The organism is Massilia sp. S19_KUP03_FR1, assembly GCF_036688685.1.
Classification (GTDB): Bacteria; Pseudomonadota; Gammaproteobacteria; order Burkholderiales; family Burkholderiaceae_D; genus JALYUM01.
In genome coordinates this window covers 22,784-37,345 of record NZ_JAQQPS010000006.1, presented here as the reverse complement: position 1 = coordinate 37,345, position 14,562 = coordinate 22,784, and the positions used below count along the sequence as shown (strand labels likewise).

Below are 14,562 nucleotides of genomic sequence, written 5' to 3'. Positions count from 1 at the left end.
GCATCTTCATGGCAAAACGTGGGCGCCGCTGCGTTAATCACGCGGCCATCCGCGTTTGTCACTCGGTCCCCTGGCAGGCATGGCGCCTTTGTATATTGGCGTCTCGATCAACCAGCGCAGCGGATTTTTTCTTCCCATTTCATCGACCCATGCAGCCTCTCTCTTGTTTTTCCATTCGCCGTGCAAGCGGCGCCTGCTTCCTCGCCGGACTGTGCTTCCCCGCATCGGCACAACAAGTCACCCCGAACGATGCGCCCGCCGTGCCGCAGGTCGAAGTCAAGGGCGCCAGCGCACTTGCCATGCGCCGCGACGATCCGGTCGGCCGCATCAGCGTCGGTCGGGACGAGTTGCTGCGCTTTGGCGACACCAGCCTCGCCGGTGCGCTGCAGCGCGTGGCTGGGGTCAGCGTGTCGGGCGGCGAAATTCGCCTGCGCGGCCTGGGTGCGGGCTATACGCAAATCCTGATCGATGGCGAGCCGGCGCCAAACGGCTTTGCGGTGGACAGCCTGGCACCCGACCTGGTGGAGCGCATCGAGATCCAGCGCAGCGCCCAGGCCGACGCCAGCGCGCAAGCGGTGGCCGGGTCGATCAACATCGTGATGAGAAAGGCGACCGGTCCCGCGCGCCGAACCATCAAGCTGGCAGCAGAGCGCGGGTGGCGTACTGCCAGTCCATCGCTGGCCTTGCAGTGGACCGGGCGCGATGGCAGCGCCGGCTACGGACTGGGCATGACGATGCTTGACGAGCGCCGGCGCGAACGCTCAGCCATTGACGTGCAGTCTGGCGATGTCAATGTGCGTCATGTCGACGAGGATGACGACATCCGCCTGCGCAAGCTGACCCTGGCGCCGCGCATCGACCTCGACTTCCCCGGCGGCGACAAACTCGGCTGGCAGACGCTGGTCGACCTGGCGGCCAGCGACAGCGCCGTGCGCCAGCTGGAAACCACCTTGCAAGGCACGCCGACCGCGTCGCCCGACGCCCGCGGGCGCGCTTTGTACGACACCTGGCTGCTCAAGTCCGACCTGAGCTGGGCGCATCGCACGGATGGCGGCCGTCTTGTATTGAAAGCCGGCGTGGAAGCGAATGGCCGCGACGGCGACTACGTCTTTCTCGGTACCGATGCGGCCGCGAAACCCTGGCTGCGCCGCGCCGTGCTCTCCGGTGCTTTCGAGCGCCGCGCCAGCACCAGCGGCAAGTATCTGACCCCGATCGGGGCCGGACATGACATGGCGGTCGGCTGGGATGGCACGCTGACCCGTCGCAGTGAAAGCCGGACGCAGCGCGACACCGATCCATTGGCTCCTGCCAGCGGTGCAGTCAACACACTCGACCAGCGCTATGCCGCGACCGTGGGCCGGCTTGGCCTGTATGCGCAGGACGAGTGGGCCATCAGCACGCGCCTGCAAGCCTACCTGGGACTGCGCTGGGAAAGTCTGACCACGCGTACCAGCGGCGGCGCCCTTGCCGACGCATCGACTGCTGCGCGCGTCTGGAGCCCGATTGCACAACTGGTCTGGAAGCTGCCCGACCGTCCGCGTGACCAATTGCGCCTGGCGCTGGCGCGCACCTACAAGGCGCCGCAGCCGCGCGACCTGGTGTCACGCCGCTTCACGGTCAACAACGACAACAGCCCGGCCACGCCCGATTTCCAGGGCAACCCGCGACTGCGCCCGGAGCTGGCCTGGGGGCTTGATGCCGCCCTGGAGTCGTACTTTGCCGGCGATGGCATGGCCAGCGTGTCGGCGTACGCGCGCCGGATCCATAACGTCACCTTGCTGGCACTGAGGCAGGAAAGCGGCGTGTGGGTAAGCATGCCCATGAACGGCGCCGGCGCCAGCGTGCACGGCATTGAACTCGATACGCGCATCCCATTGCCAGGCCTGGCATCGACGACCTTGCGCGCCAACCTGGCGCGCAACTGGTCGCGCGTCGACGACATGCCCGGGCCGGCCAACCGGCTCGCCAAGCAGGCGCCCCTGACGGCCAACATCGGCCTGGACGCACGCCTTGCCAACAACGCGCGCGCGGGCGCCAACTTCCGGCTGGTGGGCGGCTGGGATGCGCGCACGGCGCCATCGCTGGTCGAGGTCACCGGCATCGTGCGCGAACTGGAGGCGTATGCGGCGTGGCAGGCCACGCATGGCCAGTGGCGCTTGACCGTGTCGGACCTGCTGCAGGGCGTGCGCCACAGCGGCCAGCTGTATGACGATGGCGCCTTTCACAGCGCGCGCCTGGCAGCCAGTCCACGCCATGCCCGCCTGCGCCTGCAATTCGAAGCACCGATTTGATTGACCACATTTGATGCCCCACCCAAGGCGTGACTTCATGAAGACACGGCGACCAGGCGGCACGCACGAGGGAACCTTTCCAATGTGCGCAGCGATAGCGACGCTGATGTGGTGCAGGTCTGGTTCGATTACGCCTTCAAAATGGGCGACTGCGCGGGCACTTGGGGCAAACAAGGCGCAAGCTTGCTGTCAATCCTCGACATACACCACGACGCTGCGGGCGGGAACAGTGAAGGCGCCAGTGGCCGCATCGTAGGTCGCGCCGCTGGTGCCCGGCACCTGGACCGGATGCGGGCGCAGGTTCTTGCCGCGGGCGCCGGCATCGAGCACCGTGTGCGCCACCTTGTCCACGTTGATCAGGTAGGTGATGCCCTGGAAGCGCGCACCGGGGTAGCCACGGCCATCGAGGTGCGCCGCCAGCACGGTCGGCTCCTGCGTTGAGCCCGTATTGAAAAAACGCAGGCGCTGCTGCACGTCGGCGGCGCTGCGCATGCGGAACAAGGTCGAGCTGGCGCGGATCTGCAGCAGGGCGCGGAACGCATCGCGCGCGTAGGCGATGTCGCTCGGTGCAGGTTTCAGCGATGGATTGGCCAGCAGCGGTTGCAACAGCGCGTAATCCTTGCCGTTGTCCTGTGCCGGCGGCAGGCCGGTGCCGAAATAATTGTCCTGGTACGACCAGTCGAGGCGGTTGAACCAGTCGCCCGAATTAAAACTGTTGCGGTCGAGCGACTTCGAGCGCAGCGTATCGACACCGGCGTGGAAGTAGGCGACACCCTGGCTGAAGGCGTTGATCGCCATGCCCAGCACTTGAACGCGCGCGCGCTCATGCGTGCTGGTGGCCAGCGGCAGCTTGAAGATGTCAATGTCGAACAGGGTCTGGTTGTCGTGGTTCTCGATGTAGTTGACCGCTTCGCCGGGTTGGCTTGCGTAGCCGGCCGGCTGGCCGCTGTAGTCGATCTTTTCCAGCCGCACGGTGCGGTCCTGCCAGGTCAGCATCGGGTAGCTGCGCAGCGACCCGGCCAGCCCCACGCGCACCATGTCGGCGGCGCGCAGCAGGTCTTGCGCTGGCCGCTTCCCTGCCAGCGCGTTCGGGTCGTACACCAGGCCATTGATGTAGCCCTGGCCGCTGATTAACTTTTCGCCGCTGTCGCTCGAGCCGCCGCCGCGGATGGCGTCGCGCGCGCGGTCGCTGAAGGTGCCGATGCCGGTGCCGTTCAGGGACAGCTGCGAGGCCTGCACGAAGCGTTTGCCGTCGGCCACTTCACCGAAGTTCCAGCCTTCTCCGATCAATTCCACCGTGCGTCCGGCCGCCTGGTTCACCTGGCGCTGCAGGTGCACCATCACGTCTTTGGGCTGGTGCCCCATCAAATCGAAGCGGAAGGAATCGATGTGGTACTGGGTGGCCCACAGCGCGACCGACTCCGTCATCAATTTACCCATCATGCGGTGTTCTGTTGCCGTGTTGTCGCAGCAGGTCGACTGCTCGATGGCGCCTTGCGCATCGAGGCGGTGGTAGTAGCCGGGCACGATGCGGTCGAGTACCGATTTCTGCTGCTGGCCGGCTTGGTACGTGTGGTTGTAGACCACGTCCATGCCGACCCGCAGGCCGGCTTTGTGCAGGTTCTGCACCATCTCGCGAAACTCGACGATGCGACGCGCGCCATCCTCCGGGTCGGTGGCGTAACTGCCTTCCGGCGCGTTGTAGTGGTAGGGGTCGTAGCCCCAGTTGAAGCAGTCGGTCTCCGCGGTTTTTGCGACCAGCGCTTGCTGGGCATCGCTGTCGGCCGCGCCGCCGGGTTGCGGCACGGCGCAACCGCGTTCCGGCACGCTGCCGATGTCATACACCGGCAGCAGGTGGATGTCGGTCAGGCCTGCCCTGGCCAGCGCGGAAAGGTGGCGCATGCCGTTCGAGCCCGCTTCACCGAATGCCGCGTACTTGCCGCGGTGAGGTGCGCTGACGGTCGGGTCGTTGATGGAGAAGTCACGCACATGCAGCTCGTAGACGGTCATGTCGGTCTGCGCGCGCACCGTGGCCGGCGCGGTTGACTTGTCCCAGCCGGCCGGTTTCAAGGTGGGCGCGGACAGGTCGGCAATGTAGCTGCGCTTCGAATTCGTGTTCAGGCTGACGGAATAGGGATCGGTGACGAGGTTGCGCACCAGGCCCACGCCATTCACCACGACATCGACGGCGTAGCGATAGTAGTGGCCGGACTGGTCGCCGGGCAGCGCCGCGCGCCACACGCCGGTGGCGCGGTCGAAGTCCATGTCGCGTACCGCGCTGGCTTTGGAGGTGCCGCTGGCGTAAGTGCACACTGCGGCCTGGCGCGCGGTGGGTGCCCATAGTTTGAAGGCAGTCTGCTGTTTCGAGACCGTCACGCCCAGTTGTTTGACAGCGGCGGCGCGGGCGTAGATGTCGTCCAGCGCGGCGGCAAGCTGGATGCGGGTGGCGGCGATGACGGTGCCGTCCGCAGCTTCCTGGACCAGCACCAGCTGGCCGCGATGCAGGTCCGGCAGGCGCGCTGCATCGGCGACGCGCAGGCCCGCCGCTGTCTTCGTCAACGCCAGCGAGGCGCCGCTCACCTTCGCGCCGACCTTGACGTCGAGCGTGGCATCGGCTGAGTAGTAGAGTTTAAAAGTCCCCGCACTGCTGGCGGCGGGCCAGCGCAGGGTGGCGCGATCAATCCACACCGCCTGCGCCGGCAAGGTGCTGGCATTCGCATGCAGCACCTGCTGGAACCCGGGGTCGTCACAGGAAGAAAGGGGGATGGCTGCGTGCGCAGCCAGGGGAAGCAAAGCAGCGGCCAGCGCCGCAAATCGGGATGGGAACATGGTGTACGTAGTTATCCTACTGATTATTATTCGAAAACAGCCGTCTCGATGTAATCTTACTACGCCACCTCATCCTTTCAAACGTCCTTGCGGTAGTTATCGACCATCTTGTACTTGCGTGCGTACAGCCCGAACGCCAGCGCCGCCGCGAACGCAAACGCGGCGAAGAAGAACATCTGGAACGACATCACCCCTAGTCCCGTGGCCGAGATGTGACCGAGCACCATGTCGTTCTTGACGCTGGCGTTGACGATCAACACCCACAGGCTGCCGACGGTGACGGCCAGGCTCCAGAAGGCCATGATCACGCCCTTCATCGACGGCGGCGACTGGCTGTAGGCGAATTCGAGGCCGGTGGCCGAGACCAGCACTTCACCCAGGGTCAGGATGGCGTAGGGCAGGATCTGCCACGCCATCGAGGTCGGGGTGCCGGTGTCCATCGCCACCTGGATGGCGCCGATCACGACCCAGGCCAGGGCCGTAAAGCCGATCCCGAAGGTCATGCGGCGTAACGCCGTCGGTTCATAGCCGAACCTGCGCAGGGCCGGGTACAGCACCAGGTTATTAAAGGGGATCAGCAGCATCACCAGCATGGGGTTGAGCGCCTGCATCTGGGCCGGCACGAACGTAAAGTCGCTGCCGAACAGCGAGATCGTCGGCTGGGTCATGGCATTGGCCTGCACGATCCAGGTCGAGGCCTTCTGGTCGAACAGCGACCAGAACGGCGTGACCAGCGCGAACACCACCAGGATGCGCAGGACCGCCCGCACGCCATCGACCGCTTCGTCGGGATGCACGCCGCGTGCGCGCTCCAGTTGCATGTGGATGCCGATGCTGCCGAAGGCCAGCAGCAGCACCAGCGCCAGGCAGGCGGCAATCACGAAGCCCCAGCTGAACGACATCGCCAGCGACGCGACGGCGCCGGCGGCCCCGAACAGGGCGACAGCCAGGCCCGGGCGGCCATGGCCAGGCTTGTGCGCCAGCAGCGCGGTGCGCGCGACGCGCGTGAACGAATCGGGGCTCGGTGGCGCCGGCGGCACGTGCACGTACTTGCGGCGCCCGCTCCAGAACACCACGGTGGCGATGAACATCAGGATGCCGGGAATGCCAAAGGCGACGGCCGGACCGTAGTCGCGCAAGAAAATCGGCATCAGCAGCGACGCAAAAAAAGAACCGAAGTTGATGATCCAGTAAAACGCGTCGTACACCAGTTTGGCCTTATGCTTGTTGGTCTGGTCGAACTGGTCACCCACGAAACTGGAGACGAGCGGCTTGATGCCGCCCGAGCCCAGCGCGATCAGGAACAGCCCGAAGTAAAAGCCCTTCAGGTTATCTTCGAAGAACGCCAGGCAGGCATGGCCGGCGCAGTAAACCAGGCTGAGCCAGAACACGGTGTTGTACTTGCCAAAGAAGCGGTCGGCCAGCCAGCCGCCCAGCAGCGGGAAGAAGTAGACGCCGATGACGAAGGTGTGAAATACGTGCTTGGCATCGCTGGCACGTTCCGCTTCCGGCAGGAACAGCAGCAGCGTGGAAATCAGGAAGGGCGTGAGGATGTTGCGCATGCCGTAAAAGCTGAAACGCTCGCAGCCCTCGTTGGCGATGATGTAGGGGATCTGGCGCGGCATGCGCCCGGTGCTGGTCTCCGACATGGCGGGGCCTCTGTGATGTGAATCGGTCAGTTTACTTGCGGATCGGCGTGAGCTGGTATTTTTTCAGCTTGTCGTACATGGTCTTGCGCGGGATGCCCAGCTGGTCGGCTGCCTGAGCGACGTTGCCGCCCGCCGCATCGAGCGCCTGGGTGATGCGTTCGCGCTCGTAGGCATCGACCAGTTGCGGCAGGCTGCCTGCCGGCGCCGGCTCGGACGATTCTGCGACCGGGGCGACCAGGCCGAGCACTAGCCGGTCGGCGAAGTTGCGCAGCTCGCGCACATTGCCCGGCCAGCGCGCCGCCTGCCATTGCGCCATCTGCGCCGCGGGCAGGGCCGGCACCTCGCGCCCGTAGCGCTGGGCCGCATCCTGCACGAAGTGGGCCAGCAGCAGGGGGATATCGTCGCTGCGCTCCTGCAGGCGCGGCAAGTCGAGCGTGGCCACGCCGATGCGGTAGTACAGGTCTTCGCGGAACTGGCCCTGTGCGCTCAGTACCAGCAAATCGGCCTTGCTGGCGGCGATCACGCGGAAGTTGACGGCAATCGCATCGTTGCCGCCGAGGCGTTCCAGCCTTCGCTCCTGCAGCACGCGCAGGAGTTTGACTTGCAGCGCCATCGGCATGCTTTCGATTTCATCCAAAAACAGCGTGCCGCCGTTCGCATATTCGAGCTTGCCGATGCGGCGCTTCTGCGCGCCCGTGAAGGCGCCCGCTTCGTGGCCGAACATCTCGCTCTCGAACACCGCTTCGGGCAGCGCGCCGCAATTGATGGCGACGAAATTGCCCTTACGTGCGCTGGCCGCGTGGATCAGGCGCGCCACCACTTCTTTGCCGGTGCCGGTGTCGCCGTTGATCAGGACGTCGACGCCGGCCGGGGCGATATTCCTGATCAACACCTTCAGGCGCTCGATCGCTGCGGAGTGTCCGACCAGCTGCGGCGTATCGGGATGCAGCGCCCAGGCGGTTTTCAGTCTGCGGTTTTCCAGCACCAGGCTGCGCTTGTCCTGCGCGCGCCGCACGGCGTCCAACAGCCGTTCGGCGCCGAACGGCTTTTCGATGAAGTCGTAGGCGCCGCTGCGCATGGCGCCCACCGCCATCGCCACGTCGCCATGGCCGGTGACCATGATCACGGGCAGGTCGGCGTCCAGCGCGGCCACGTGCGCCAGCAGGTCGAGACCGGAGCGCCCGGGCAGGCGCACGTCACTGACGATGACGCCGTCGAAGTCGGCCTGGATCAGCGCTTCGGCTTGTTCGGCACTGGCGCAGGCGGTAACATGAAACCCTCCCAGCTCCAGCGTTTGGGTGGTCGCCAGGCGCAGCGCGGCTTCGTCTTCCACCAGGATGGCGTGCATGGTCATGTGTTTTCCAGAATCGGGATGCGGATTTCGAAGACGGCGCCGCCGACAGGCTGGTTGTGGCCCGCCAGCGTGCCATTCATGGCCTGGATGATGGACGACGAGATCGCCAGTCCCAGTCCCAGGCCCTTGCCCGACGGCTTGGTGGTGTAGAACGGTTCGAACAGGTGCGCGGCCGCATCGACGGCCATGCCGGCGCCGGTGTCGGCGATGCGCACGACGGCGTGGCCGCCTTCTCGCGTCATCGTCACCGTGATGCGCCGCAGCGCAGCTGTTTCGACCGCGTCGAGGGCATTTCTGAGCAGGTTGATGAAGACCTGCTCGACCCGCACGGCGTCGCCGGCCACGCACAGCGCGCTGCCTTCGACGATGTCGAGCACTGCATCGAGGCGCTTGACGTCGCCCTGCAGCAGGAAGGCCGAGGCCTGCATCGAGCGCGCCAGGTCCACCGATCCCACCGTGTCGCTGCGCCGCGCAAAGCCTTTCAGCTGGCCGATGATGGCACCCATGCGCGCGCTGGCGTCGCCAATGTGGCCCAGGTTGGCGCTGGCCTGGTCAGCTTGACCCCGTTCCAGGTAGGTACGCGCATTGTCGGCAAAGGCGCGGATCGCGGCCAGCGGCTGGTTCAGTTCATGCGTCACACCGGCCGCCATCTGGCCCAGCATGGCCAGTTTGCCGGCTTGTACCAGTTCATCCTGGGTCCGGCGCAAGACCTGCTCGGTGCTTTTCAGGGTGGCGTAGCGCGCTTCCAGGTCGTCGTTGGCCTGGCGCAGCTGGCTCGTGCGTTCGGCCAGTTTCACATCCAGGTCGCGCGCGGCCAGTTGCAGCGCGGCGCGCGACGCGTGCCGTTCTTCCAGCCGGCGCCGGCGCTGGTGCAAGGCCACGACCGCCGTGCCGATACTGGCGATCAGCAGCGCGGCGCCGAGCGCCCACAGCGCGGCGTTCCTGGCGATGTGCTGGCGCGCCGGGAACAGTTGCAGCTCCCAGCCCAGCTGGCCGATGCTGCGCGCGACGTGCGGCGCCAGAGGGCCGGCGATGGGCGCGATCGGCTGGTGCGCATACTGGCGCGTGCCGGTGATTTCCTGCTGCGCTGCGGGCGTGATGGCGCCCAGGCTGCGGTATTTCCAGTCCGGGCGATTCGACAGGAACACCACGCCGGCGCGGTCGGCCAGCACGATGGTGTCGTCGCTGCCAGCCCAGTTGCGCTCAAATTCATCGAGGCCGATCTTGACGGCGATGACGCCGGCAATTTCTTTGCCATTCCTGACTGGCTGGGCGATGAAGTAACCCGGTTCGCTGGTGGTTGAACCGATGCCGTAGAAGCGGCCGGCGTGGCCTGCCAGCGCTTCGCGGAAGTAGGGGCGGAAACCGAAATTATGGCCGAGGAAGGTGAGGGGCAGGGCCCAGTTGCTGGCGGCGAGGGTGTCGCCGTTGCGGTCCATCAGGTAGATCGCGCCGACCCTGGCCTGGCGCGCGATTGTCTCGAGCATCACGTTCAGGCGGGTGCGCCGTGCCGTGTCCGACGGGTGGGCCAGTACCTGCGCCACGTCGTCCTGCAGGCCGACCACGTAAGGCAGGGTTTCAAATTTGACCAGGGCCGATTCGAGTTCCGGCGCCATTAACTGCAGCTGGCGCTGACCGCCGGCCAGCACCTCGGCCGCACCCTGGCGCGCCGCGACCAGGTACACCGCTGCCACCAGCGCGGCGCCGGCCAGCAGTGCGATCAGCCAGCCGAGTTGTCGTTTCAAATGCATGTCCGATTCTATCCTCGCGGAGGCGAGGACCCATAGCGTCTTCGTTTAATTGCAACACCAATCATACGTGCCATGGGCCCTCGCCTTCGCGAGGGTGACGGTTTTTAGGGTGATGGTGAAATGAAGTGCGACGTTCAATCCACCGCGGCAATCCGCAGTTCATCCGTATGATGCCGCTGCTGCTCCTCCATCACCAGCGCCCCCAGTTCGCGTTTGAGCGCGTTGAACTCCGGCGCCGCCGGATCGCGCAGACGCGGCAGGTCGACCAGGATGTCGCGCTTGACCGTGCCGGGACGATACGTCATGACGACGATGCGATCGGCCAGGTAAATCGCTTCCTCGATGCTGTGGGTAACAAAGATGATGGTCTTTTTTAGCTCGGCCCAGATGCGCAGCAGTTCGTCCTGCAGGTTGCGCCGCGTGAGGGCGTCGAGCGCACCGAACGGTTCATCCATTAGCATGATCGGCGAATCGAGCGCCAGCACGCGCGCAATTGCCACGCGTTGGCGCATGCCGCCCGACAGGTCCTTGGGAAAGCGCTGGCGGAAGTCGGTCAGCGACAGCATCGCCAGCAGTTCGTCTACCCGGGACGCGATTTGCGCCGCCGGTGTTCCCTTGATTTCCAGGCCAAAGGCGATGTTTTTTTCGACTGTCATCCAGGGGAACAAGGCGTACTCCTGGAACACCATGCCGCGCTCCGGACCCGGTCCGGTCACGAGGTTGCCGGCGGCCGTGATGGTGCCGGACGAGGGCAGGGCGAAGCCGGCAATCGCATTGAGCAGGGTCGACTTGCCGCAGCCGGAAGGCCCCAGCAGGCAGACGAACTGGCCGTCCGGGATGTGCAGGTTGATGTCTTTCAGGGCGACGACAGCGTTCTCGCCGGGGTTGAAAATCTTGTTGACGCTCTTGATATCGATGTGGGATACGGTCATGTCAGCTCTCCAGGCCGCGGTGCCAGCGCAGCAGGTAATTATTCAAACGGTTCATGCCGATATCGATGGCCAGCCCGAGCATGCCGATGCTGATCATGCCGGCGATGATCTTGTCGGACCAGAAGTACTCGCGCGCTTCGAGGATGCGGAAGCCCAGGCCGTTGTTCACGGCGATCATCTCGGAGACGATCACCACGATGAAGGCGGTACCGATGCCGATCCGCACACCCGACAGGATGTAGGGCACGGCCGCTGGCAGCATGATCCTGATGAACATGGTGCGCCGGTTCACGCCAAGGTTGCGCGCGGCGCGGATGTAGATCGAGTCGACCTGGCGCACGCCGGCGATGGTATTCATCAGCACCGGGAAGAACGCACCCAGCGAAATGAGGAACAGGGCTGGCGCGTTGCCCAGGCCGAACCACAGGATTGCCAGCGGGATGTAGGCGATTGGCGGAATCGGGCGCAGCACCTGCATCATCGGATTGAGCCAGGCGTAGGCCTTCTTGCTCGACCCCATCCACAGGCCGATCGGCAGGGCCAGGCCGGCGCCGATGGCGAAGCCGACCACGACGCGGTACATGCTGCCGAGCGTGTCGATCAGTAGTTCGCCGGAAAACATCCAGGCCAGGCGCGAGCCGGCGGCCGGGTCGAACGCTGTCAAGGGCAGCGCGTACTCCACCCACTTGACTGCCACCGCCCACGGCGACGGCAGCACTTGCGGGTTCACCCAGCCCAGCATGGCGGCCATTTGCCACAGCAGGATGATGACGACCGGGACCACCAGGCCGATGGCGCTTTCGCGCCAGTGCGAGATTTTCATCGTTCCGCCAATTATTTAGTTGACTGCGTGATCGACAGGGTTTTCTTGGCCTGGTCGAGCAGGTCGGTCTTGACCCAGTCAGTCGCCACTGGCGGGTTTTTCATCTTGCCGGTGCCGGTCTTGAACATCACATCGGTGGTGGTCTGGATGTGGGCCGCGGTGATGTCGTAGGTGAATGGCGAATTCTCGATCGCGTCGTTGAAGTCGTCGGCCGTGATCTGGTTTTTGAACATCGACTCGCGCACATACTTCTCGCCGGCAGCCTTGTTATCGATGAACAGCTTGGTGGCCTGCACGAAGCAGGTCATGAACTTGGCCGCCAGCGGGCGCTTCTCTTTATAGAACTTCTCGCTCATCACGAGGGTGCGCACCGGCATGCCGATCGGGGTGTCATACGGCTTCATGACTTCCATGCCGAAGCCCTTGTTGATGGCCTGCGACGACTGCGGTTCGCTTTGCATGATGGCGTCGAGGTTCTTGCCCATCAGGGCCTGGTTCAGATCCGCGAACGCCAGGTAGATCACTTGCACGTCCTTGCCCGGCTGGTCCGACATGGACAATCCCGCCTGCGCCAGTTCGGCGGCGAGCAGCACTTCATGAATGCCGCCGCGCGTGACGCCGACTTTCTTGCCCTTCAAATCCTTGATCGACTTGATGCCGCCGTCGGGACGGGCGACCAGGCGCGCGCCACCCTTGGCAAAGCCGGCGACAATGTAGATCGGCGCGCCATTGGCGCGGCCGGAGATGGCCGCTTCGGAGGCAGTGGCGCCAACGTCGAGTTCACCGGCGAGGATCGCCTGCATCACGTCCGGGCCCTTGGCGAACATGTGTTCCTCGACCTTGATGCCGCATTTGGTGTTCAGTTCCTTGATGTACGAGACGGCGCCGTAGTGGGCAAATTTGAGGTTGCCGAGGCGGATCACGTTGTCGTCGGCGGCGAAGGCCGGGGTGACGATGGCGGCGGACAGGACGGCCGAAGCCAGAACGAGGTGGGAAATGCGTTTCATGGTGTCTCCATTATGGTTTGCTTGCATGGAAGACTAATGCAGAAAACATGCCAGCAGGTGACTGAATGTTAAGTGCTTGATTCTTCAAGCAATTGATCGCGCAGGGTGCAGGCAGGGCGGCGAAAGTTCGCAAAAGCCGGCGGCGCGTGTGCGGACTTTCGCACAAGTCCAAGTCTGTAGTTTGACTACAAATTCGATGCCAAACATGCGCCGCTGATGTATATTCTCTACAAATTTTTTTGACCCCGACATCAGGCGCCTCCATGACGACTCCCACGACCAATACCACGCCCTGGTGGCAAGAAGCCATCATTTACCAGGTCTATCCGCGCAGCTTCCTCGACACCAATGGCGACGGCGTCGGCGACCTGCCCGGCATTACCGCCAAGCTCGACTACATTGCGGGCCTGGGCGTGGACATCGTCTGGATCTCGCCGTTTTTCAAGTCGCCGATGAAGGATTTCGGTTACGACGTATCGGACTACTGCGACGTCGATCCGCTGTTTGGCAATCTGGCCGATTTCGATGCGCTGATCGCCAAGGCGCACAGCGTCGGCATCAAGATCATGATCGACCAGGTCATGTCGCATTGCGCCGATGCGCACCCGTGGTTCGTCGAAAGCCGCGCCAGCCGCGATAATCCGAAGGCCGACTGGTTTGTATGGGCCGACCCGCTCCCGGACGGCAATCCGCCAACCAACTGGATGTCGGTGTTCGGTGGCTCGTCGTGGCAGTGGGATTCGCGCCGGCGCCAGTACTACCTGCACAACTTCCTGGCCAGCCAGCCGGACCTGAATTTCCACAACCCGGAAGTCCAGCAGGCGCACCTCGATGCGCTGCGCTTCTGGCTGGCGCGTGGCGTCGACGGCGTGCGCATGGACGCCTGCAACTACCACTTCCACGACCAGCAACTGCGCAACAACCCGCCGGCCAACAACCGCGATTCGACCACGGTCACCGACGTCAACCCGTACGGCATGCAGGCGCACCTGTACGACAAGACGCGCCCCGAAAACATCGCCTTCCTGCGCCGCATCCGCCTGCTCCTCAACGAGTACGATGCAGTGGCCATCGGCGAAGTGGGTGCAGACGATTCGCTGGCCGTGATGGCCGAATACACGGCCGACGGCGACAAGCTGCACATGGCTTACAGCTTCACCTTCCTGACGCCCGATTTCAGCGCCAGGCATATCCGCAAGTCGGTGGAAGAATTCGAAGAGCGCGTCAAGGGCGGCTGGGCCTCATGGTCGGTGGGGAACCACGACAGCATCCGCGTGATGACGCGCTGGGGTCGCGACAATCCCACGCCTGCGCTGGCCAAGCTGGTGCTGGCGATGCAGCTGGCGCTGAAGGGCACACCGTGCCTGTACCAGGGCGACGAGCTGGCGCTGGTGGAAGCGGATGTGCCATTCGAACTGCTGCAGGATCCGTACGGGATCACCTTCTGGCCCGAGTTCAAGGGCCGCGACGGCTGCCGCACGCCGATGCCGTGGACCGACGAAGCGCCGAATGCAGGTTTTACCACCGGCACGCCATGGTTGCCAGTGGCGGCGCCACACCTGGCGGACGCGGTATCGGTGGAAGAGCAGGATCCAGACTCTGCCTTGCACTACACGCGCAAGGCGATCGCCTGGCGCAAGTCGCTGCCACAGCTCACGCGTGGCGAGATCACCTTCCACGATGCGCCGGAGCCGGTGCTGGCCTTGCAGCGTGATCTGGCAGGCTTCCCGTCGGTGCTGGGGTGCTTCAATTTGTCGGCGCAGGCGATGACGTTCAACTGGCCTGCCGCGGCGTCGGCGACTTTGCTGGAAGGGCACGGTTTGCCGGGGTCGATCAGCGGTAGCGAAATTACCTTGCCGGCGTATGGCGCGTGGTTTGGCACCGTCGGGTAAAGCTTGCGGGTTATGGGTCCCGGCGAAAGCCGGG

Annotated in this window: 9 protein-coding genes; 2 read left to right on the top strand and 7 right to left on the bottom strand. The window is 64.6% G+C overall.

Features of this window, described 5'->3' with window-relative positions; translation table 11 throughout:
• The first annotated feature begins 149 nt into the window (after positions 1 to 149).
• Positions 150 to 2,291 (top strand): TonB-dependent receptor plug domain-containing protein, encoded by a 2,142-nt coding sequence (locus tag V6M87_RS08130; RefSeq protein ID WP_332876108.1) that lies wholly within the window; start codon positions 150 to 152, stop codon positions 2,289 to 2,291.
• A gap of 189 nt (positions 2,292 to 2,480) precedes the next feature.
• On the opposite strand, the gene V6M87_RS08125 is transcribed toward V6M87_RS08130, so the two are convergent.
• The 7 genes from V6M87_RS08125 to V6M87_RS08095 all read right to left on the bottom strand — a co-directional run bounded on the left by V6M87_RS08125 (position 2,481) and on the right by V6M87_RS08095 (position 12,636).
• Entirely contained in the window at positions 2,481 to 5,120 is a 2,640-nt protein-coding gene (locus V6M87_RS08125; protein ID WP_332876107.1) for an alpha-1,6-glucosidase domain-containing protein, read from the bottom strand.
• 77 nt (positions 5,121 to 5,197) lie between these two features.
• The gene (locus V6M87_RS08120) at positions 5,198 to 6,769 is read right to left on the bottom strand and encodes a POT-type proton-dependent oligopeptide transporter (protein WP_332876106.1); all 1,572 of its coding nucleotides are present in this window, start codon (positions 6,767 to 6,769) and stop codon (positions 5,198 to 5,200) included.
• Positions 6,770 to 6,800: 31 nt separating this feature from the next.
• Positions 6,801 to 8,117, bottom strand: a complete 1,317-nt coding sequence (locus tag V6M87_RS08115; protein ID WP_442920565.1) for a sigma-54-dependent transcriptional regulator — start codon at positions 8,115 to 8,117, stop codon at positions 6,801 to 6,803.
• Between the two features lie 2 nt (positions 8,118 to 8,119).
• Entirely contained in the window at positions 8,120 to 9,874 is a 1,755-nt protein-coding gene (locus V6M87_RS08110) for a sensor histidine kinase (RefSeq protein ID WP_332876104.1), read from the bottom strand.
• A gap of 134 nt (positions 9,875 to 10,008) precedes the next feature.
• Positions 10,009 to 10,806, bottom strand: coding sequence for an ABC transporter ATP-binding protein (locus V6M87_RS08105; protein ID WP_332876103.1), 798 nt, complete (start codon positions 10,804 to 10,806; stop codon positions 10,009 to 10,011).
• Position 10,807: 1 nt separating this feature from the next.
• Positions 10,808 to 11,629, bottom strand: coding sequence for an ABC transporter permease (locus V6M87_RS08100; protein ID WP_332876102.1), 822 nt, complete (start codon positions 11,627 to 11,629; stop codon positions 10,808 to 10,810).
• Positions 11,630 to 11,640: 11 nt separating this feature from the next.
• Entirely contained in the window at positions 11,641 to 12,636 is a 996-nt protein-coding gene (locus V6M87_RS08095; RefSeq protein WP_332876101.1) for an ABC transporter substrate-binding protein, read from the bottom strand.
• Positions 12,637 to 12,899: 263 nt separating this feature from the next.
• Between V6M87_RS08095 and V6M87_RS08090 the strand changes: the two genes are divergently transcribed.
• Positions 12,900 to 14,528 carry an alpha-amylase family glycosyl hydrolase gene (locus V6M87_RS08090; RefSeq protein WP_332876100.1) on the top strand — a complete coding sequence of 543 codons (1,629 nt, stop codon included), beginning with the start codon at positions 12,900 to 12,902 and terminating at the stop codon, positions 14,526 to 14,528.
• Positions 14,529 to 14,562 lie beyond the last annotated feature (34 nt).

Excerpts from the sequence above, each read along its gene's own strand:
- V6M87_RS08130 (WP_332876108.1), top strand. The coding sequence starts at position 150 with ATGCAGCCTCTCTCTTGTTTTTCCATTCGCCGTGCAAGCGGCGCCTGC.
- V6M87_RS08125 (WP_332876107.1), bottom strand. The coding sequence starts at position 5,120 with ATGTTCCCATCCCGATTTGCGGCGCTGGCCGCTGCTTTGCTTCCCCTG.
- V6M87_RS08120 (WP_332876106.1), bottom strand. The coding sequence starts at position 6,769 with ATGTCGGAGACCAGCACCGGGCGCATGCCGCGCCAGATCCCCTACATC.
- V6M87_RS08115 (WP_442920565.1), bottom strand. The coding sequence starts at position 8,117 with ATGCACGCCATCCTGGTGGAAGACGAAGCCGCGCTGCGCCTGGCGACC.
- V6M87_RS08110 (WP_332876104.1), bottom strand. The coding sequence starts at position 9,874 with ATGCATTTGAAACGACAACTCGGCTGGCTGATCGCACTGCTGGCCGGC.
- V6M87_RS08105 (WP_332876103.1), bottom strand. The coding sequence starts at position 10,806 with ATGACCGTATCCCACATCGATATCAAGAGCGTCAACAAGATTTTCAAC.
- V6M87_RS08100 (WP_332876102.1), bottom strand. The coding sequence starts at position 11,629 with ATGAAAATCTCGCACTGGCGCGAAAGCGCCATCGGCCTGGTGGTCCCG.
- V6M87_RS08095 (WP_332876101.1), bottom strand. The coding sequence starts at position 12,636 with ATGAAACGCATTTCCCACCTCGTTCTGGCTTCGGCCGTCCTGTCCGCC.
- V6M87_RS08090 (WP_332876100.1), top strand. The coding sequence starts at position 12,900 with ATGACGACTCCCACGACCAATACCACGCCCTGGTGGCAAGAAGCCATC.